A 20,474-nucleotide genomic window follows, 5' to 3' on the forward strand; every position below is an offset into this window, starting at 1 on the left:
GGCCTTGAACCGGGCCGAGAAAGAATGGATCATGCCCCCAAGGGAATGGTCCATGGCAAAGGCCCAGTTCGCCATTCTCTTCGGTGACCGCTTCGCCCGCGCCACCGTCTGATCAATAACGTGAACAACGCCTCTTACACGAAATTCCTGACAGTCCCGCAGGTATCAAAATAAAATAATGGCAACATTGATAAGGCGTCAGATATAAAATATTTATCCAATACAACCACTTGGGCGATTGATCGGGTGGTTATTTCAAATATGGTTTTATCTATATTTCAATCATGTTGCATAAATAGCTTAATATCAAGACCTATGCCTTTTTTTGATATTGTAACCTTTGGATATAAATTTACATCTGTTGTTATGTAATCATCGAAATCAATCACATAACATTCGTCGGCAATGTAAAACACAAAGCCATTCTTCGTGTTTGGTATGGTTCTTTCTTCCTGTTCATATAAAAAATCATGTAAAATATCTGATGTATCCGGGATAACTTGCCCATCTTTGCTTATGGATATCTCATCAATGGATATATTTTCTATATAGAACGTATCTTTGTAATTCCCGAAGAAGGAATTGAAGGCGTTTATTATCTCCATAACAGGTGGTCCTCCATATGTTGCAATTAGAATACAACAAACCCTCATCTTGTTATTACAATTATTTTTAAATAAGATATATTATGTAAGTATGTATAATGCTAATGGTCGATCCGACTGATATCCGGCATAAACAAGGGTTTATGGGCGACCAGGACGGGCATGATCGGGGAAGGGTGCCGAATGGGCATGGTGGTCCCGTCCATGCCGATGCGCACAGCCAGACGGGTCAGGCGGAAACGACTGGGGATTCGAATATCATCGAATCCGTTTCCGATCGCGATTTGAGGAACCCATGAAATGGGTAGCCTTACCTGTTCGTTGCCCTATGGTTTCAGGGAAACGGTTTACGAATCTGGGTAAGTTTCAAAATTTTGGAAAATAATGGGGTAAGGTGGTGCCGACACTCGGAATTGAACCGAGGGCCTACTGATTACGAATCAGTTGCTCTACCCCTGAGCTATGTCGGCAAACCTGTGGGGTCTGATAAACGATGGGCTGGCATGATGCAATATATCAAATGCGGCATTCCCCATTTTAATTTGGTCTATATGCTGTGCGCAGCATGAACACGTCTTCTTCTTCCCTGCATCTGCGTTGTGATGATGTGGAACCCGGTCCCATCCGTCATGTGCGTGTCATTGGCGGATTGTCGGAATGTCCCGGCTGCGGGCTGTATCAGCGCCTGCCGGATCTGGACCCGGGGGAGCAGGCGTCGTGCGTGCGGTGCGGTCAGAAGCTGGCGCGCAGGCGGCGCACCGCGCCACTGGCAACGCCGCTGGCGTTCTGCATAAGTTCGGCCGCGTTCTATCTGGCGGCACTCGCGTCATCGCTCATGACGCTGGATGTATATGGCAGGCAGCGCACTGTGGACCTGCTGACCGGGCCGATGGAACTCATGCATGAAGGGTGGGGGGAGGCCGGTGTCCTTGTGGGCGCGGTCACGATCCTGGCCCCGGCGGTGGCGATCGGGTTCATGTTCGCCATTCTGGTTGCCGCGTCATCGCGGCAGCTGCCGGACTGGGCGCCACGAATCCTCGTCTGGTATGACAAGCTGCGGCCATGGTCGATGGTCGAGGTCTATATCCTTGGCATCTTCGTTGCCTATACCAAGCTGACCGACATGGCCCATGTCGATGTCGGGCCTGCCGTGTACCTGATCGGCGCGCTAATGCTGACCATGGCGGCCACGGATTCGACGCTGGATACCGAAATGATCTGGCGGCACCGCCGCATTGATTCCCTGACCCGCGCCGAAGGCGACCAGACGGTCGAGGTCGATTACGTGCATGTGGACGATATCGGCATGCCGCCGGAGGACCATCTGGTGGCATGCACGTCATGCGGGCTGGTGGGGGAACTGGCGCATCCGGTCTCGAACCTGAGCTGTGTCGGGATCTGCCCGCGATGCGAACACAGGGTCTGGCGTCGCCTGCCACAGTCGTTGACGCGCACCACCGCGTTCCTGATTGCAGCCATCGTTTTCTATATCCCGGCCAACCTTTACCCGGTCATGACCTTCATGCGCATGGGCGGCGGCGGCGGGCATACCATTGTCGAAGGCGCGATCGAGTTGTGGGTGGATGGCATGATTCCGCTGTCGCTGCTGGTGTTCTTTGCCTCCATCACCGTTCCGATGCTCAAGATCGCTAGCCTTGGCTGGATGGTCTGGCAGACATGGCATGGCGCGCGGGGGCATCTGGTGGCCCGGACCCGGCTGTTCCGCGTGGTGGACATGGTGGGCCGGTGGTCCATGATTGACGTGTTCATGATTTCAATTCTGGTCGCGGTCGTGCGCTTCAACGCCATGGCCAGCGTAACCGCCAATGCAGGCATGGTGGCCTTTGCCGCCGTCGTGGTGCTGACCCTCCTGGCGGCATGGAGCTTTGATCCCCGTATCATGTGGGATGCGGCAGGGCGCAATGGCCGGGTGGTTGACGGGCTGCCCCCGTCCGTCCTGCAGGCACAGGCGACACGCAGGCCCGGACCGGCGGCCCCTTCTTCACCTTCCCTTTCCCCGGTCGGTACCGGACCGGTCAGCATGGAGCCAGATCAGGCGTGAATGACGATTTCCTTTCCAATGACCCGCAGGGGAACGTGCCGCAGGCCCGTGCGCGGCGGTACCGTTTTTCCGTGGTCTGGCTGGTGCCGATTGTCGCCATCCTGATTGCGGGGTACCTGGGCTGGCGTGGCCTGACCGACCGGGGGCCGCTGATTGTCATAAGCTTCGATACGGCTGATGGCCTGACCAGTGGCCAGACCGAGGTCAAGAACAAGGCGGTGTCGCTGGGTACGGTCGATTCGATCCGGCTGAGCGATGACATGCACCATGTCGAGGTCGGTGTGCGCATGACGTCGTCCGCACGCCGTATGCTGACCGATCACGCCCGTTTCTGGGTCGTGCGGCCACGTATCAACGGGGCCAGCGTGACCGGTCTGGAAACCGTCATGTCCGGCGCCTACATCGCCATGGATGCCGGGGAACCGGGCGGGCGTTACACCACGCATTTCAAAGGGCTGGAATCACCGCCGGGCGTGCGGTCGGACCAGCCGGGGCATACCTATACCCTGATTACGCAGTCGCTTGGCTCGCTCGGGCAGGGTGCGCCGATCTTTTTCCGTGACGTGGTGGTGGGCGAAGTGCTGGGCTACACCATGCCACCCGAAGGGCGCGGGCCGATCCGGGTGCAGATTTTCGTGCAGGCCCCGTATGACAGCTACCTGCGGACCACCACGCGCTTTTGGAACGTGTCCGGCGTACAGGTGGGCCTTGGTCCGGGTGGGCTGAAGGTCAAGCTGCAGTCGTTGCAGGCGCTGCTGTCCGGTGGTGTCGCATTTGACCCGCCTGATGCGCGGAACGAGAAAAATACCCTGCCCAGCACCGCCGGGGCAGATACCACCTTCCTGCTGTATGACAGCGCGGAGGAAGCCAACAGCGCGGGCTATCGTGAGCGTATTCCCCTTGTCACCTACCTGACCAGTTCGGTGTCCGGCCTGACCAAGGGTGGTCGCCTGACCATGTTCGGCATTCAGGTTGGCATGATCGATGACGTGAAGCTGGAAGTGAATCCCGCCACGGGCAGGGCGCATGTGCGTGTGGCCATGGAACTGCAGCCCGAACGTGTGCTTGATAACCAGCAGGTCCCGCCCGAAGCCATGGCCGGACTGCTGCGTACGCAGGTGGCGGCCGGACTGCGCGCATCCATACAGAGCACCAGCATGCTGACTGGTGAATCCGAAATCGCGCTGACATTCGTCAAGAACGCGAAGCCGGAACAGATCACGATGGAAGGGGACGCCATGGTCCTGCCGGGACAGGCGGGCGGCATGGCGGGCATCATGGATTCGCTGTCCATCATTGGCGACAAGATCGCCGCGATGCCGCTGACCCAGATGGGCGACAACCTAACCAGCCTGCTGGCCCATGCCGATGCACGGATCAACAGCCCCGATACGAAACAGGCGCTGACCGCGCTACGTGGGTCGCTACAGAACCTGCAGGTCATATCGCGCGATGCCCGGACCGAAATGCCGCAACTGCTGACCGGCATGGACAAGACACTGAAAAACGCGAATTCGGTCCTGTCCAGCTATGGCGGCGATACCGACTTCCAGCGCAACCTGCAGCAGATGATGCAGCAGCTGAACGACGCCGCGCGGTCGCTGCGCTTCCTGTCGGACTTCCTGACCCACCATCCCTCGGCACTGATTACGGGACGATAAGACCATGCAACGCCCCTTCTGGCATTTCACACATTCCGCACGGCGGACCATGGCCGCAACTGTTGCGATGGCCGGAGTACTCACGCTGGGTGGGTGCGGGTCCTCCGATCCTACGCTGTATTCGTTGGCTCCCGTGGCCAGTACGCAGTCCATGGGGGTGGGGACGCAGGTTCCCGCCGTGATCGAGGTCCGTACGCCTGGCGTCCCGTCCTCGCTGGACCGGCAGACCATCGTGGGCGTGCAGGATGATTACAGTGTCACGCCACTGGCTGGTGCGGCATGGAGCGAGCCACTGGCCCCCATGCTGGGTCATGTGCTGTCGACCGACCTGCAGCAGCGCCTGCCGGGCCGTACCGTCTTTGCCCAAAATGATGCGACCACCATGCCGGCGCAGGGCGTGGTCGAGGTCGAGATCACCCGCTTCGCACGCGATTCGGCGGGGCTGGTGCACCTTGCGGGCAACCTGTCGGTGCACAGGGTAGGGGATGCGGATCACGGACTGTCCGTACCGCTGGATCTGAGTGCGTCACCAACCGGCACCGGCACGCGCGCCATGGTGGCGGCGCTGAGCCAGCTGACGGGACAGGTAGCGGACATGGCTGCCGAACGGCTGCAGGCATTGCCAGCAGCCCCGGTGCCCCATCATTCCTGAATGAAAGGCGCACGGTTTCCGGGCGCCGCCTTTTTTCACAAGGGCGGCGTCTCCGAAGCTTTTTGAAAAAAGCTGCACCGGAAACTTTTGATGACCTGCAATCACTACAGGCAATAAAAAAGGCGCCCGGAGGCGCCTTTGTCGTAAGCGGGGAAGGTCAGACCTTTTCCACCTGATTGTATTCCAGATCTACCGGCGTGGACCGGCCGAAGATGGAGACGCTGACCTTCAGGCGACCGCGTTCCTCATCCACTTCCTCGATCGTGCCGTTGAAGGAGGTGAAGGGACCATCGGCCACGCGGATCTGCTCACCGATTTCGAACGTGACGGACGGACGGACGCGTTCCACGCCTTCCTGCGCCTGCTTCATGATCCGCTCGGCCTCGACCTTGGGAATGGGCGACGGACGGGTCTTGCTGCCCAGAAAGCCGGTGACCTTGGGCGTGTCCTTGACCAGGTGCCACGCCTCATCGGTCAGTTCCATGTTCACCAGCACGTAACCGGGGAAGAACTTGCGTTCCGAATTGACCTTCTGGCCACGACGCACTTCCGTCACTTCTTCCGATGGAACAAGGATTTCACCGAAATGGTCGGCCAAGCCCTTCTGGGCGGCCTGTTCCGTGATGTGCTGGGCTATTTTTTTCTCGAAGCCCGAATAGACGTGGATCACATACCACCGCTTGGCCATGGCTGAACTCAGCCTCCCAGTCCGAAGAGTTTCCGTACGGCAAGGCCGATCACCTCGTCGACGAGGAAAAAGAAAACCGACGCAAGACCGGCCATGGCCAGAACCGCACCCGTTGTCATCAGGGTGGCGCGTCGTGTTGGCCATGTGACCTTACGGGCCTCGGCACGGACGTCTTCAACAAATTTCGCGGGACTGACCGACACGAAATACCCTTCCTGCAACGCCACGGCGCACCAACCGGACTGCTCCAGCCAGTGCGGGGCCTAATAACCGGTGCGGGCCATTGTGGCCCGACCCATCGGGTGCCAGGCCGGAAGGGTAATGCCCGACCGGAAAATGGCAGGGGCGGAGGGTCTCGAACCCGCAACCTCCGGTTTTGGAGACCGGCGCTCTAGCCAATTGAGCTACACCCCTGCAAAGCCGCCTGCATAAACCCGAAACACCATGACGCGGCAGGCGCCGCGCCGTTTCGGGTCATCCATGCGAACCCGGCACAGGAAGCGGAAAAAAGTATGACTCGCGTCGAAAGTCAAGGGGGCAGGACATAAAAATGAAAGTTTTACGTGTTTGTTCCCGCCTGCTGGTTTATGGGCTTGCCACGCGGCAGGCGGAAACTGTATATGTTTCGCCAACCTTATGGGCGGGCGTAGCATAGTGGTAATGCAGTAGCCTTCCAAGCTTCTGAGGAGGGTTCGATTCCCTTCGCCCGCTCCATTTCCTCCCTGAAATAGCCGCATATATTTTCAGACCAGTCGGCTGGAACCGTGCCCGTGCGTGCGGATTACGCTGTCGGCAAAGGGGAGGGGTAGCCTGATTATGACATTGACCGGTTCTTCCACCATTCATCCACGCATCGTGCTGGCCACGTGCTGTCTCAGCCTGCTTCTGGTCATGATGGACGTGACGGTCGTCAACGTCGTGCTGCCATCGATCCGGGCCGATATGCATGGCAGTTTTTCCACCCTGCAGTGGGTGGTGGATGCCTATACCCTCATGGTCGCCAGTCTCATGCTGCTGGTGGGCTCGCTGGCGGACCGGTTCGGGCGGCGGCGGATGTTCCTGATGGGAATCGGGCTGTTCTGCAGCGGGTCCGCCCTGTGCGCCATGGCCCGCAGCGTGGACATCCTGATCATGGCGCGCGCGGTGCAGGGCATTGGCGGGTCCATGCTCAACCCCGTGGCGCTGTCGATCCTGACCAATGTGTATGTGGAGCCGCGAAGCCGGGCGCAGGCCATCGGCATATGGGGTGCGACATCGGGCGTGGCCCTTGCGCTGGGGCCGGTCGTGGGTGGCATCCTGGTGCACTGGGTGGGATGGCAGGCGGTGTTCTGGGTCAATGTGCCCATCGGCTTGATCGCGATCCTTCTGACGCTGCGTTTCATACCTGAATCCCGTGGCGGCCGGGCGCGCGGTATCGATGCGCCGGGACAGCTGCTGGCCATCGTGGCGCTGGTTATGATTACGTCCGGGCTGATCGAGGCCCATAATTACGGCTGGGCGTCTCCCACCATTTCCGGATTCCTCGGTTTCGGCCTGCTGGCGGTCATGGGGTTCGTGATGGTGGAGCAGCGCGCGGCTACCCCGCTGATCGACCTGCGGTTTTTCCGGGCATGGCCCTTTTCCGGCGCGATCGTGACGGCGGTGCTGGCCTTTGCCATTTTCAGTGCGTTCCTGTTTCTCAATACCCTCTACCTGCAGGACGTGCGTGGCCTGCCCGCGCTGCAGGCCGGCCTGTGCACGCTGCCCTTCGCCTGTGGCAGCATGGTGTGCGCGCCGCTGTCGGGACGGCTGACGGGCCGGTATGGCGCGCGCCTGCCGTTGCTGATGTCTGCTGCCGGATTCGGGCTGAGCGCGCTGCTGCTGACGGGGCTGGCGGTGCATACGCCGCTGTGGTGGCTGCTGCTGTCCTATGGGCTGTGCGGGTGCGGGTTCGGGCTGTGTAACGCACCCATTACCAATTCCGCCGTTTCGGGCATGCCGCGTTCGCAGGCGGGGGTGGCTGCAGCCATTGCCTCCAGCAGTCGCCAGGTGGGGGCGTTGCTGGGCATTGCGCTGGGTGGGGCGCTGAGTGCGGGCAGCGTGCGCGCCGGTGGGGTGCAGTGGAGCGAGTTTCCCCAAGCCACGCATGTCGTCTGGTGGTGCATGGCTGTCGCGGCCGCCGGAATCGCCGGGCTGGGACTGGTTTCAACCGGTGTCCGGGCCAGGCAGAGCGCGCGGCAGGTGGCGGCGCTGCTGGATTCATAGGGAGTGCATCTGTGGTATGCGTTTATCGCATGCCAATGTCTGAATGATCCCGTCACCCGGACTGTGCCGGCCCGCAACAAAAACGCGCGTTTGCTGTTTCCGAAACGGTGTCGCGCATGTATGATCCCGTCAACCTGTAGCGGGGCGTGCGCATGCGCGGGAAAGCGGGCGGTGTTGGTGGTATCGGACGATGCCGGCAGGCTGCCTGATCTGTTGCGTGTGCCTGCGCTGCGTGCTAGAGCCGCGCCAGCAGCGCACGGGGCCAAGGTTTCCGGGCAGGCGGCTTGTGTTTGAATCAAGATTCTGGATTGGAAAAGCGGACAGTGGATTCGGGTGGAACGACCTCAATACCGATCGCCTCCATTGCCAATGGCCTTCCCGGTCGTTATGCGACGGCGCTCTATGAGCTTGCGGCTGACCGCAAGCAGCTTGACCCTGTTCTGGAGCAGGCATCCAGCCTTGCCGGACTGATCGACGGCAATGCCGACCTGCGCACCGCGCTGACGGATCGCACGCTCGATATCCGCGACAGCCGCAAGGCGGTCGATGCCGTGCTGGAGGCTGAAGGCTTCAGCCCCCTTATGCGTGATTTTGTTGGCGTGGTGGCGAATAACCGCCGCTTCCCGCGCCTGCGTGAAATTCTTGCCGCGCTGGCGGCTATCGCTGCGGCCCGGCGCGGGGAAGTGGTGGCGGATGTCGTGTCCGCCCATCCCCTGACCGATCTGCAGCGAGTCCAGCTTCGCAGCCGCCTTGCCGAGGCCGGCTATTCCAAAGTCAATATCCAGGAGCGTGTTGACGCGGCCCTGCTGGGCGGTCTGGTCGTGCGCATTGGCGCCCGCCTGTATGATACCAGCCTCAGATCCCGCCTTACCCGCCTGCACCATGCCATGAAGGGAGCCGCGTGATGGAAATCCGCCCCTCCGAGATTTCGGATATCCTCAAGCAGCAGATCGCTACGTTCGACAAGGCCGTTGACGTTGCCGAGACAGGTACCATCCTGTCGGTGGGTGACGGCATTGCCCGTGTCTACGGCCTGCAGAATGTCGAAGCCGGCGAAATGCTGGACTTCCCCGCCAGCGGCCAGAAGGGCATGGCCCTGAACCTTGAAAATGACAACGTCGGTGTCGTCATTTTCGGAGATGATACCGCAATGCGCGAAGGCGACACCGTCGCCCGTACCGGCAAGGTGGTTGAAGTCCCGACCGGCAAGGCCCTGCTGGGCCGTGTGGTCGACGGTCTGGGTAACCCGATCGACGGCAAGGGCCCGCTGGTTGGTGAGGTGATCAACAAGCGCGCGGAAATCAAGGCACCCGGCATCATGCCGCGCCAGTCCGTCAGCGAGCCGATGCAGACCGGCATCAAGGCGATCGACGCGCTCGTGCCCATCGGGCGTGGCCAGCGTGAACTGATCATTGGTGACCGTCAGACCGGCAAGACCGCCATCCTGATCGACACCATCGTCAACCAGAAGAGCGTCAACGCCCTGGGTGACGACAAGAAGTCGCTGTACTGCATCTATGTCGCCATCGGGCAGAAGCGTTCGACGGTTGCACAGCTGGTGCGCACGCTGGAGGAAACCGGTGCGATGGAATACTCCATCGTCGTGGCGGCCACCGCGTCCGACCCGGCCCCGATGCAGTATCTTGCACCGTATGCCGCCTGCTCCATGGGTGAATACTTCCGCGATAACGGCATGCATGCCCTGATCGTGTATGATGACCTGTCCAAGCAGGCCGTGGCATACCGTCAGATGTCCCTGCTGCTGCGTCGTCCGCCGGGACGTGAAGCCTATCCGGGCGACGTGTTCTACCTGCATTCCCGCCTGCTGGAACGCGCAGCGAAGATGTCCGACAAGTTCGGCGCCGGTTCGCTGACCGCCCTGCCGGTGATCGAAACGCAGGCCGGTGACGTGTCCGCCTACATCCCGACCAACGTGATCTCCATCACCGACGGTCAGGTCTTCCTTGAAACCGACCTGTTCTACCGTGGCATCCGCCCGGCGGTGAACGTTGGTGGTTCCGTGTCGCGTGTTGGTTCCGCAGCACAGATCAAGGCGATGAAGCAGGTTGCCGGCAAGATCAAGCTGGAACTGGCGCAGTATCGTGAAATGGCGGCGTTCTCGCAGTTCGCGTCCGATCTGGACCCGGCCACGCAGAAGCAGCTTGCCCGTGGCGCACGTCTGGTTGAGCTGCTCAAGCAGCCCGAAACCTCGCCCCTGTCGGTCGAGGAGCAGGTGGTGGTCCTGTTCGCTGGCACCCGTGGCTATATCGATGCCGTGCCGGTCGATCAGGTGACAACCTATGAAAAGCGCCTGCTGGATGACGTCCGCACGTCGGGCAAGGACATTCTGGAATCGATCCGCACCCAGCGTCAGCTGACCAAGGATATCGAAAGCCGTCTGAATGATTTCCTGACGACGTTCGGCCGTCAGTTCGCCAACTGAGGAAGATCGGGCAACCATGGCTTCCCTGAAGGAACTGCGCGCACGGATCGGCAGCGTCAAATCGACGCGAAAGATCACCAGCGCAATGAAAATGGTGGCGGCGGCAAAGCTGCGTCGGGCGGAAACCCGCGCGGCGGCCGCTCGGCCCTATGCTGATGCAATGCGCCGTATGCTGGCCGAAGTAGCCCGCAGCGTGGCGGGCGAAGGCGGCCAGCCTGCGCTGCTGACCGGAACGGGTCAGGACAAGGTGCATCTGCTGATCCCGATGTCCAGCGACCGTGGTCTGGCCGGTGCATTCAACTCCAACATCAACCGTACGACCCGCAACCTGGTGCTCAAGCTCCAGGCGGAAGGCAAGACCGTCAAGATCCTGCCGGTCGGGCGCAAGACGTACGAATTCCTGTCGCGTGACTTTGCCGATCTGATCATCGGCCACCGTCACCTGTCCGCCAGCAAGGAAATCCCCTTTTCCTCGGCTACGGAACTGGGTGAACAGATCACGTCGCTGCTGGAAAAGGGTGAGTTTGACGTCTGCACGTTGGTGTACAACCGATTCCAGAATGTCATGACCCAGACGCCGACAGAAATGCAGATCGTGCCGCTGGCGCTGCCGGAAAACGACAATACGGAAAACGCCGACGTCGCAAGCTACGAGTTCGAGCCGGACGAGGCCACGATGCTGTCCAGCCTTCTGCCGCGGAACCTGCAGGTCCAGCTGTATGCGACCATGCTGGAAACGGCAGCGGGTGAAAACGGCGCGCGGATGACCGCGATGGATAACGCGACCCGGAACGCTGGCAAGGCCATCGACCGTCTGACCCTGACCTACAACCGTACGCGTCAGACCAATATTACCAATGAACTGATCGAGATCATCTCGGGCGCCCAGGCTGTCTGAGGATCGATCTTCACGCTCACAGGAGCTGTCCCATGTCGGAAACCACAACTCAAGAGGCTCCTGTCTCCACGCAGGCGCAGAAAAGCAATGTCGTTGGTCGTGTGACGCAGGTCCGCGGCGCCGTCGTTGACGTTCAGTTCGAGGGTACGCTGCCGCATATCCTCGAGGCACTGCACGTTCAGCTGAACGGCCAGACCTTGGTGCTGGAAGTGGCGCAGGAAATCGGCGAACACGAAGTCCGCTGCATTGCCATGGATACCACTGATGGCCTGACCCGCGGTGCGGAAGTCGCCGCCACCGGCAGCCAGATCACCGTGCCGGTCGGCCCGGGTACGCTTGGCCGTATCCTGAACGTGATCGGCGATCCGATCGATGACCGTGGTCCGGTGAAGTCCGAAGGCCGCGCGCCGATCCACCGCGCCGCCCCGGCGTTTGACGAGCAGGCCGCCGCAACCGAAATCCTGCCCACGGGCATCAAGGTTGTCGACCTGCTGTGCCCGTACCTGAAGGGTGGCAAGGTTGGCCTGTTCGGCGGTGCCGGCGTGGGCAAGACCGTCATCATCCAGGAACTGATCAACAACATCGCCAAGGCGCATGGCGGCGTGTCGGTCTTTGCCGGTGTCGGTGAACGTACCCGTGAAGGTAACGACCTGTATTACGAAATGCAGGACGCGGGTGTCATCAAGCTTGATGGCGATTCGACCGAAGGTTCCAAGGTGGCGCTGGTCTATGGCCAGATGAACGAGCCGCCGGGTGCGCGTGCCCGTGTTGCCCTGTCCGGTGTGACGGTTGCGGAATACTTCCGTGACGTCGAAGGTCAGGACGTGCTGTTCTTCGTCGATAACATCTTCCGTTTCACGCAGGCTGGCGCTGAAGTGTCCGCGCTGCTGGGTCGTATCCCCTCCGCCGTGGGGTACCAGCCCACGCTGGCGACCGAAATGGGCGCGCTGCAGGAACGCATCACCTCGACCAAGAAGGGGTCGATCACCTCGGTGCAGGCCGTTTACGTTCCCGCCGATGACCTGACCGATCCGGCGCCTGCCGCGACCTTTGCCCATCTTGACGCGACCACGGTGCTGAACCGTTCCATCGCGGAAATGGGTATCTACCCGGCTGTTGATCCGCTAGATTCCACGTCCCGTTCGCTTGATCCGAAGATTGTCGGTGACGAGCATTACCAGGTGGCGCGTGACGTGCAGCGTATCCTGCAGACCTACAAGTCGCTGCAGGACATCATTGCCATTCTGGGCATGGACGAACTGTCGGAAGACGACAAGCTGATCGTGGCGCGTGCGCGTCGTATCCAGCGCTTCCTGTCCCAGCCGTTCCACGTTGCCGAAGTGTTCACGGGTGCGCCGGGCAAGCTGGTTTCGCTGGAAGATACGGTGCGTTCGTTCAAGGCGATCGTGGCTGGCGAATATGACCACCTGCCCGAAGGTGCCTTCTACATGGTTGGTGCGATTGAGGAAGCGGTGGCCAAGGCCGAGAAAATGAAGGAATCGGCCTGAACCCCGACCCCCTGACGCAAGGAAGATAGACCATGTCCATTAAGGTCAAGATTGTCAGTCCGGAGAAGGTGCTGTTCGCGCATGACGCCGATATGGTTGTCATGCCGGGGTCCGAAGGTGACATCGCGGCAATGCCGGAACATGCGCCGCTTATGCTGACACTGCGCGGTGGCGTGGTTGATGTATATGAAGGTGATGTGGTGATGCACCGCTTCTTCGTGGCGGGTGGGTTTGCCGATATTGCGCCAACCCACTGCACCATCCTTGCCGACCGGGCGTTGAAGGTGGAAGACGTATCCGTTGACGATGCGGAAGCGCGTCTTGCCGCCCTGGAAAAATCCTATGAGGAAGCGGACAAGATGAACGTGCCCGCACTTGATATCCTCATGGACAAGATCCAGTCGGCCCGTGCCGAGATCGAGGCCGGACAGTCCGCCATCCCGGCCATGTCCATCTAACGGGTTTTCCTGCCCGGTAGTCGGGGCGGGATCACAATGGACCTGCGAAAAAGCGCCCCTGCACGGGGCGCTTTTTTTATGCCTGTCCTTCAGGGGGGATGGAAACGCCCCGGAAGCTGCAGGCTTTTCAGACAGATTTTCAGCCGCGGCCGCGATAGCCGGGCACGTCCTGCGCGGGGATCCACACGCCTTCGGGCGGGGCACCGGTCTGCCAGAAAACGTCAATCGGCATGCCGCCACGCGGATACCAGTACGCCCCGATCCGCAGCCAGACCGGTTTCAGCACGTCAACCAGTGTGGTTGCGATCTGCATGGAACACTGTTCATGGAAGGCGCCATGGTTGCGGAAGCTGGTCAGGAACAGCTTGAGCGACTTGCTTTCCACAATCCATTCATCGGGAATGTAGTCGATGACGATGTGCGCGAAATCCGGCTGTCCGGTGACAGGGCAGAGCGAGGTGAATTCCGGTGCGGTAAAGCGTACGACGTAATTGCGTCCGCGCTGGGGTGCGGGTACGCGTTCCAGCCGGGCATCTTCCGGGCTGTTGGGCTGGCGGCTGTTCTGGCCCAGCTGGGTCAGGAACTGGCTGCCGTCATCGGGTGTGGGGCGGGTGTTCATGGGTCGTCCGTTAATAACAGGAAAAGATGAGTGGCTGATGCCGGAAGGGGAGGCCCGCCGTCAACGGAAATACAGGGGGGCGGCATGCGGTTTTGCCCGCTTTTGCAATTGGGCGCAGGCATGATAACTGCACGGAATGGCACGTGTATCCCGACCCGAATTTCCCGCCCCTGTGCTGGTGACCACCACAGCGGAGCTTGAGGCTGTAACCGCGAGACTGCGGCATGAGCCATTTGTGACGATCGACACCGAATTCGTGCGCGAACGCACTTACTGGCCCGAGCTGTGTCTGGTGCAGCTGGCCGGGGAGAAGGATGTGGTCGTGATCGACACGATCGCCCCAGGTATCGATCTGACATCTCTTGGCGCGCTGCTGGATGATGCCAGCGTGGTCAAGGTCTTCCATGCCGCGCGGCAGGATCTGGAAATCTTCCTGCACCTGTTCGATCACCTGCCTGCCGCCCTGTTCGATACGCAGGTCGCGGCCATGGTGGCGGGGTATGGTGATCAGGTCGGCTACGATAACCTCGTTTCCTCCCTGCTGGGTGTGCAGATAGACAAGTCACACCGTTTTTCCGACTGGGCGGCGCGTCCGCTGTCTCCGGCCCAGATCGGGTATGCGGCGGCAGACGTTACGTATCTGCGGCTGGTTTATGAAAAGCTGCTGGTCCAGCTGGAACGTGAAGGGCGTCTGGACTGGGTCGCGGCGGAACTGGATATCCTGAATAACCCGACCACGTTCCGTCCTGACCCACTGACATTGTGGGAAAAGATGCGTCCGCGCACCAACAACCGACGGATGCTGGGCATTCTGCGCGCGGTTGCCGCGTGGCGCGAGGGGGAGGCCCAGCGTGTCAACGTCCCGCGCCAGCGGCTGCTGAAGGACGAAAGCCTGATGGAAATCGCGGCAACAGCCCCTGCCACGATTGATGCGCTGGCCCGCGTGCGCGGTGTTTCGCGCGGTTTTGCCGAAGGACGCAGTGGCCAGGCCCTGCTGGAAACTGTGGCGCAGGCGGTTGAGGAACCCGAAGCGGCCCTGCCGCGCTTACCAAAGGGACGGGCGAAGGATGCGCAGCGTCCGTCACCTGCGCTGATCGCCCTGCTGAAGGTGCTGCTGGCCAGTTGCTGCGAAACGCATCGTGTTGCCCCCAGGCTGGTGGCGTCGTCCGAGGATCTGGATCGGTTCGCACTGGATGATGCGGCGGATATTCCCGCCTTTCATGGCTGGCGGAACGAGGTGTTTGGCAAGCTGGCGCGTGAACTCAAGGCAGGTCACCTGACCATGGGGGTCGCGGGTGGGAAGGTCAGGCTGATCCACGACTGACCCGGTTTGCGGCCCTGTTACGGTTTTACCGGGGTTGCAAACAGGTTATGCGCAGAACCGTCCACAAGATTCTGTGCCCTGACAGTTGAGTCGGGCACGGTATGAGCCTAATTTCCCACCATTCCGCGTAAGGAGTGCAGAACGATGGCGATGGAATGGACCGAGGAGACGATCGCGCGCCTGCGTGATCTGTGGCAGCAGGGCTTGTCGACCGCAGAAATCGGGCGTCAGCTCTCCGTGACCAAGAACGCGGTGGTTGGCAAGGCGCACCGTCTGGGCCTGAAACCACGTCCATCGCCCATCCGGCGTGCGGCGAAGGCGGCCTCCGCGCCGGCCGCGACCACAGCAGAAGCCCCGGCGCCGACACCCGCCGTTGAAATTACGCCCGCGACACCTGCGGCTGAGGCTGCTGCGGCACCTGCCGTAACGCCTGCCGCGCCCCAGGCGCCGCAAAAGGCACCCGCAAAAGCGCAGGCCACCCCGACGCCTGCGCCACAGCCCAAGCCCGCGGCGGAAACGGCCCCCGCGCCGCGCGCCACCCGCGCGACCAAGGCCGCCCTGCGTCCGGTCAGTGAACCCAGGCGTCGCAGCAGCCAGTCCTGCTGCTGGCCATTGGGTGACCCGGGCACGCCGGGCTTCCATTTCTGTGGTGCCACTCCGCTGCCGGGCAAGCCGTACTGTGCGGAACATGCGCAGCTTGCCTATGTCAAGCTGCGGGACCGTCGCGATAACGTGGCCTGATCATTTCCCCACAGGGATTGCATTAAAAAACGCCAGGGCATTGCTGCCACTGGCGTTTTTTGTATCCGCCCGGGGTGCGGGCGGATCGGAATGCTTATTCCGCAGCCGGACGCGGCGGGGTGGCCGGGGCTGCTGCCGGTGCCGCCGGTGCGGTGATCATTTCCAGCTGGCCGGTGACCTGACCGCCATCTTCCACCTTCAGGCGACGGCACTTGGCCTTGCCCAGCAGCCGACCGGTCGAACGGATCGTCAGGCTGCCGCGTACCGTCAGCGTGCCATCGATCGTGCCAGCCAGTTCGGCGTCCTCAACCTCGACTTCGCCCTTGAACACGCCGCCCTGTGCGATCTGGAGCTCGGATGCGTTGATCAGGGAAGATTCAACCGTGCCTTCCACAACCAGCCGCTCGGCGTCCTGAATCGTACCCTGCACGCTGATGCCACGACCCACCACCAGGGTGCGGCGGTCATTTTCCTTCTTGGCGACGGCGGCACCCGGCGCGCCGGGACGTGCCCCGCCAGGCGCGGGAGGGGCGTTGGGCGTAGGCGGGAAGGGGGGGCGGGCCATAGATGTATTTTCCTTGCTTGCAGGTGTGGTTGAGGGGGAGGAGCCACCGCCTGTGGCTGGACGGCCCGGCTGTTGCGCGGGGGGCGTGGTCGGGGCGGGTGGCTGGGTTTCTGCTGGCTTGCGTCGTCTAAACAATATTACCCCGCTTGGTTATGCTGTATCGGGACGGGTTGCGCCCCGGAACCGGAAGATACGCTTTCGGCGGGCTGGTTGCAGGCTGCAGCCCCCTCTTGCAACGGTTATACGCCCCCCCATCATGCCGACAAGAGGCGTTAAGGGGAACAGCGGTGCATAAAAAACATCATGCGTTGCGCTGCTTACCCACCAATGATAGCGATGGGCCGGACCATGTGGGAAAAAATGGGTTATTTCATGGCGTCCGGACGCTATTTCCGCACATGTGACTGAATTGATGACGGGTAGTGGAACAGAAGATGGAAAATACGGGACAGGCGGCGGAATGCCGGTTTGATCTGCTGGGTATCGGCAATGCGATTGTCGATGTCCTGGCACCGGTGGACGCGGCCTTCCCGCAGGATAACGGCATGACACCCGGCAGCATGACGCTGATCGACGCTGACCGCGCCAGGGCGCTGTATGCCCAGATCAAACGTGAAAAGGAAATGGGTGGCGGGTCCGCTGCCAATACCTGCGTGGTGGCGTCCAACATGGGTGCGCGCGTGGCCTATCTGGGCAAGGTGGCGGCGGATGCACCGGGACAGGCCTTTGCCGCCGACATGCAGGCGGCGGGCGTGTATTTCCCGTCTTCCCCGCTGCAGGGCGACGCAGGGGAAAACCATCCCACCGCACGCTGCATCATCCTGGTCACGCCCGATGGCCAGCGCACCATGAACACCTATCTGGGCGCATGCGTCACCTTCAGCCCCGAAGACGTGCTGGTTGATGTCGTGCGTGCATCGAAAGTCATCTACATGGAAGGCTACCTGTTCGATCCGCCGGACGCGCAGGAAGCCTTCCGCACCGCTGCCCGCATTGCGCATGACGCCGGGCGCAAGGTCGCCCTGTCGCTGTCTGACCGGTTCTGCGTGGACCGTCACCGCCATGCCTTCCACGAACTCGTGCGTGGGCATATCGACATCCTGTTCGCCAACGAGGACGAGATCTGCGCCCTGTACCAGACCGATGATTTTGACGAGGCCGCACGCCTTGTCTCGGCCGAGACGCATTTCGCCGTCCTGACCCGGTCCGAGCGGGGCAGTATCATCATTCAGGACCAGCAGCGCATTGTGATCGACAGCGTCCGCACGCAGGTGATCGATACCACGGGGGCGGGCGACGCCTATGCCGCGGGGTTCCTGGCGGGCTGGACATCGGACCGGACGCTGGCGGAATGCGGGCGTCTGGGCAGTGTCGCGGCATCGGAAGTCATCTCGCATTACGGTGCGCGGCCGCTCATGAACATGCGTCAGGACATGGATTTCTGATCCGCAGGGCACGTTCTGCCGGGCGTGTGATGGGCGCGGGCACGAAGTTTCGCGTGCAATCCGTGCTTTTCCGCTTTATCTACGCACGCAGCAGCCACTCATTACGCCGCCGCACGCACGGGTGCCCCCCGCATGTGCCGCTGCGCCCCCTTATGGCGTCCGCCAAGGAAAGTCAGGTCAAGAGCACTTATGGATATCCGCAATATCGCCATTATCGCGCACGTCGATCATGGCAAGACCACACTGGTCGATCAGCTTCTGAAACAGTCCGGTTCCTTCCGTGACAACCAGCACGTTGCCGAACGTGCCATGGACAGCAACGACCTGGAGCGTGAGCGTGGCATCACGATCCTGGCCAAGTGCACGTCCGTCGTGTGGAAGGATACCCGCATCAACATCATCGACACCCCGGGCCATGCCGACTTCGGCGGCGAGGTGGAGCGTATCCTGAGCATGGTTGACGGCGCGGTCGTGCTGGTCGACTCCGCCGAGGGCGCGCTGCCGCAGACGAAGTTCGTGGTGGGCAAGGCGCTGGCGCGCGGCCTGAAGCCGATCGTGGTCGTCAACAAGATCGACCGTGGCGACGCCCGTCCCGATGAAGTCCATAACGAGATCTTTGACCTGTTCGCAGCCCTTGGTGCGAATGACGAACAGCTTGATTTCCCCATGCTGTATGCCTCGGGCCGTCAGGGCTGGGCGGATACGGAAATCGATGGCCCGCGCAAGGACCTGTCCCCGCTGTTCGACCTGATCCTGCGCCACGTACCGCCGCCGCACGTGAAGAAGGATGCGCCGTTCGCTATGGTCGCCACCATCCTTGAAAACGACAACTTCCTTGGCCGTGTGCTGACCGGTCGTGTCGAACAGGGCACGGCGAAGATGAACATGCCGGTGCATGTGCTGCGTCCCGATGGTTCGGTTGTGGAAACCGGCCGCCTGACCAAGCTGCTGTCCTTCCGTGGCCTTGACCGCGTGCCGGTGGAAGAAGTCGAAGCCGGTGACATCGTGGCCGTGGCCGGCCTGTCGGAAGCGACGATTCCCGAGACCATTGCTTCCCCCGAGGTCAAGGAACCGCTGCCCTCCACCCCGGTTGACCCGCCGACGCTGTCCATGACCTTCCGCCTCAATGATGGCCCGCTTGGTGGCCGTGAGGGCAAGAAGGTTACGTCGCGCCAGATCCGTGATCGCCTGTTCAAGGAAACGGAAGGCAACATCGCCATCCGCGTATCCGAAAGTCCCGAGAGCGAAGCCTTCGAGGTCGCAGGCCGTGGCGAACTGCAGCTTGGCGTCCTGATCGAGCAGATGCGTCGTGAAGGCTTCGAGCTGACCATCGGTCGTCCCCGCGTGCTGTTCCGCACCAACGAGGAAACCGGCGAGCGCGAAGAACCGTTCGAGGAAGTCCTTATCGACGTGGACGAGCCGTATTCGGGCGTCGTGGTTGAAAAGATGGCGCTGCGTAAGGGCATCATGCAGGACATGCAGCCGTCCGGTGGCGGCAAGGTGCGCCTGAGCTTCCTGATCCCGTCGCGCGGGCTGATCGGCTACCATGGTGAATTCCTGACCGATACGCGTGGGTCGGGCATCATGAACCGCCTGTTCCATGGCTATCAGCCCTATGTCGGGCCGATTGCCGGTCGTCGTAATGGTTCGCTGATCTCGTCCGAAGATGGCGCGACCACGCAGTATTCGCTGTTCTCGCTGCAGGATCGTGGCACGCTGTTCGTTGACGCGGGCGAGAAGGTCTATGTCGGCATGATCATTGGCGAGCATTCGCGTGAGAATGATCTGGAAGTAAACCCGATCCGTGAAAAGAAGCTGACCAACATCCGTGCCGCAGGCAAGGACGAGGCCCTGCTGCTGATCCCGCCGCGCAAGATGAACCTGGAACAGGCCATCGCCTATATTGAGGATGATGAACTGGTGGAGGTCACGCCGTCTGCCGTGCGTATCCGCAAGCGCTATCTTGACCCGCACGAACGCAAGAAGCGCGAACGTTCCGGCGCGGTTGACTGATCCGCTGCCTGTCCAATGTGGTGGCTGTAATCTTTAGTTACGTTTCAGTTCTTGAGATTGCGGTCACCATGGGGCAAAAGTAAGAGCCCGATCCGAAAGTTTTTCAAGCTTGACAATGCCTTGCTGTCCGTCGTGTGAGCATGCGGATCGAGGCGATCAATGTCCATGCGGTTGAGGAAGCAATGGACTTTTCCCAATCTTTGGCGAGCCGCCTGCACCGTCCCAGCCAGGCGAATGTCCGTTCAACCACCCAGCGGCGCGGCAGGATCTGAAAGCCCTTCGCCGTATCGGACCGCCTGATGATTTCGATCGTCCATTTTCCCATGGAGGCGAGCGCGGATCGCAATTTGTCGCCAGCATAGCCGCCATCAGCGAAGATGTGGCGCAGCCAGGGAAAGCGCCTGCGTATTGCCGCCAGAACATCAACGGCCCCATCACGGTCCTGGATGTCGGCGGCATGAACGAGGAGAAAGATCAGGAAGCCGCAGGTATCAGTCACGATATGGCGCTTGCGGCCCTTGACCTTCTTGCCCGCGTCATAGCCCGAA

The 20,474-nt window shown here is 61.2% G+C and carries 18 protein-coding genes, 3 tRNA genes and 1 pseudogene; 14 read left to right on the forward strand and 8 right to left on the reverse strand.

Annotated features, from left to right (window positions below; genetic code table 11):
* Positions 1–278 precede the first annotated feature (278 nt).
* Entirely contained in the window at positions 279–605 is a 327-nt protein-coding gene (locus tag CFR80_RS12445) for a hypothetical protein (RefSeq protein WP_010515520.1), read from the reverse strand.
* Between the two features lie 395 nt (positions 606–1,000).
* Positions 1,001–1,075: transfer RNA gene (locus tag CFR80_RS12450), tRNA-Thr, on the reverse strand.
* 95 nt (positions 1,076–1,170) lie between these two features.
* Between CFR80_RS12450 and CFR80_RS12455 the strand changes: the two genes are divergently transcribed.
* The 3 genes from CFR80_RS12455 to CFR80_RS12465 are packed head-to-tail and all read left to right on the forward strand — an operon-like array spanning position 1,171 to position 4,980.
* The gene (locus CFR80_RS12455) at positions 1,171–2,667 is read left to right on the forward strand and encodes a paraquat-inducible protein A (protein WP_010515517.1); all 1,497 of its coding nucleotides are present in this window, start codon (positions 1,171–1,173) and stop codon (positions 2,665–2,667) included.
* Entirely contained in the window at positions 2,664–4,328 is a 1,665-nt protein-coding gene (locus CFR80_RS12460; protein WP_010515516.1) for a PqiB family protein, read from the forward strand. The genes CFR80_RS12455 and CFR80_RS12460 overlap by 4 nt, the downstream gene beginning before the upstream one ends.
* Positions 4,329–4,332: 4 nt before the next feature.
* Complete coding sequence (locus tag CFR80_RS12465; RefSeq protein ID WP_010515514.1) at positions 4,333–4,980, forward strand: PqiC family protein; 648 nt, start codon at positions 4,333–4,335, stop codon at positions 4,978–4,980.
* A 157-nt stretch (positions 4,981–5,137) separates the two neighbouring features.
* Here CFR80_RS12465 and nusG read toward each other — a convergent pair whose 3' ends face one another.
* The 3 genes from nusG to CFR80_RS12480 form a co-directional block, all read right to left on the reverse strand.
* Positions 5,138–5,668 (reverse strand): transcription termination/antitermination protein NusG, encoded by a 531-nt coding sequence (gene nusG / locus CFR80_RS12470; protein WP_010508943.1) that lies wholly within the window; start codon positions 5,666–5,668, stop codon positions 5,138–5,140.
* A gap of 8 nt (positions 5,669–5,676) precedes the next feature.
* Entirely contained in the window at positions 5,677–5,871 is a 195-nt protein-coding gene (secE, locus tag CFR80_RS12475) for a preprotein translocase subunit SecE (RefSeq protein WP_007397644.1), read from the reverse strand.
* 134 nt (positions 5,872–6,005) lie between these two features.
* Positions 6,006–6,082 (reverse strand) — tRNA-Trp (locus CFR80_RS12480).
* Positions 6,083–6,308: 226 nt separating this feature from the next.
* Between CFR80_RS12480 and CFR80_RS12485 the strand changes: the two genes are divergently transcribed.
* The 7 genes from CFR80_RS12485 (at position 6,309) to atpC (ending at position 13,219) form a co-directional block, all read left to right on the forward strand.
* Positions 6,309–6,382, forward strand: a tRNA-Gly gene (locus CFR80_RS12485).
* 102 nt (positions 6,383–6,484) lie between these two features.
* Entirely contained in the window at positions 6,485–7,912 is a 1,428-nt protein-coding gene (locus CFR80_RS12490; protein WP_010515513.1) for an MFS transporter, read from the forward strand.
* 308 nt (positions 7,913–8,220) lie between these two features.
* Complete coding sequence (gene atpH / locus CFR80_RS12495; protein WP_029329624.1) at positions 8,221–8,817, forward strand: ATP synthase F1 subunit delta; 597 nt, start codon at positions 8,221–8,223, stop codon at positions 8,815–8,817.
* The gene (atpA, locus tag CFR80_RS12500) at positions 8,817–10,355 is read left to right on the forward strand and encodes a F0F1 ATP synthase subunit alpha (RefSeq protein WP_010515510.1); all 1,539 of its coding nucleotides are present in this window, start codon (positions 8,817–8,819) and stop codon (positions 10,353–10,355) included. The genes atpH and atpA overlap by 1 nt, the downstream gene beginning before the upstream one ends.
* A gap of 16 nt (positions 10,356–10,371) precedes the next feature.
* Positions 10,372–11,253: a F0F1 ATP synthase subunit gamma gene (locus CFR80_RS12505; protein WP_010515508.1), complete on the forward strand. Its 882-nt coding sequence runs from the start codon at positions 10,372–10,374 to the stop codon at positions 11,251–11,253.
* 32 nt (positions 11,254–11,285) lie between these two features.
* Complete coding sequence (gene atpD / locus CFR80_RS12510; protein WP_029329623.1) at positions 11,286–12,761, forward strand: F0F1 ATP synthase subunit beta; 1,476 nt, start codon at positions 11,286–11,288, stop codon at positions 12,759–12,761.
* A 32-nt stretch (positions 12,762–12,793) separates the two neighbouring features.
* Positions 12,794–13,219: an ATP synthase F1 subunit epsilon gene (gene atpC, locus CFR80_RS12515; RefSeq protein ID WP_010508957.1), complete on the forward strand. Its 426-nt coding sequence runs from the start codon at positions 12,794–12,796 to the stop codon at positions 13,217–13,219.
* 139 nt (positions 13,220–13,358) lie between these two features.
* On the opposite strand, the gene queF is transcribed toward atpC, so the two are convergent.
* Positions 13,359–13,838, reverse strand: coding sequence for a preQ(1) synthase (queF, locus tag CFR80_RS12520; RefSeq protein ID WP_010515506.1), 480 nt, complete (start codon positions 13,836–13,838; stop codon positions 13,359–13,361).
* Positions 13,839–13,974: 136 nt separating this feature from the next.
* Here queF and rnd point away from each other — a divergent pair, with 136 nt between their 5' ends.
* Positions 13,975–15,162 (forward strand): ribonuclease D, encoded by a 1,188-nt coding sequence (gene rnd, locus CFR80_RS12525; protein ID WP_010515505.1) that lies wholly within the window; start codon positions 13,975–13,977, stop codon positions 15,160–15,162.
* 144 nt (positions 15,163–15,306) lie between these two features.
* Positions 15,307–15,903 carry a GcrA family cell cycle regulator gene (locus tag CFR80_RS12530; protein ID WP_010515503.1) on the forward strand — a complete coding sequence of 199 codons (597 nt, stop codon included), beginning with the start codon at positions 15,307–15,309 and terminating at the stop codon, positions 15,901–15,903.
* A gap of 94 nt (positions 15,904–15,997) precedes the next feature.
* Here the strand turns inward: CFR80_RS12530 and CFR80_RS12535 are convergent, their stop codons facing one another.
* Positions 15,998–16,468, reverse strand: a complete 471-nt coding sequence (locus tag CFR80_RS12535; RefSeq protein ID WP_010515501.1) for a bactofilin family protein — start codon at positions 16,466–16,468, stop codon at positions 15,998–16,000.
* Positions 16,469–16,902: 434 nt separating this feature from the next.
* Here CFR80_RS12535 and CFR80_RS12540 point away from each other — a divergent pair, with 434 nt between their 5' ends.
* Together CFR80_RS12540 and typA are read left to right on the forward strand one after the other, a co-directional pair.
* Entirely contained in the window at positions 16,903–17,913 is a 1,011-nt protein-coding gene (locus tag CFR80_RS12540) for an adenosine kinase (protein WP_010515500.1), read from the forward strand.
* Between the two features lie 189 nt (positions 17,914–18,102).
* Positions 18,103–19,926, forward strand: a complete 1,824-nt coding sequence (typA, locus tag CFR80_RS12545) for a translational GTPase TypA (protein WP_010515499.1) — start codon at positions 18,103–18,105, stop codon at positions 19,924–19,926.
* A gap of 103 nt (positions 19,927–20,029) precedes the next feature.
* On the opposite strand, the pseudogene CFR80_RS12550 reads toward typA, so the two are convergent.
* Positions 20,030–20,474: pseudogene (locus CFR80_RS12550) on the reverse strand (IS5-like element ISGdi1 family transposase); the annotation flags it as partial.

The organism is Komagataeibacter oboediens, assembly GCF_003207815.1.
Taxonomy (GTDB): Bacteria; Pseudomonadota; Alphaproteobacteria; order Acetobacterales; family Acetobacteraceae; genus Komagataeibacter; species Komagataeibacter oboediens.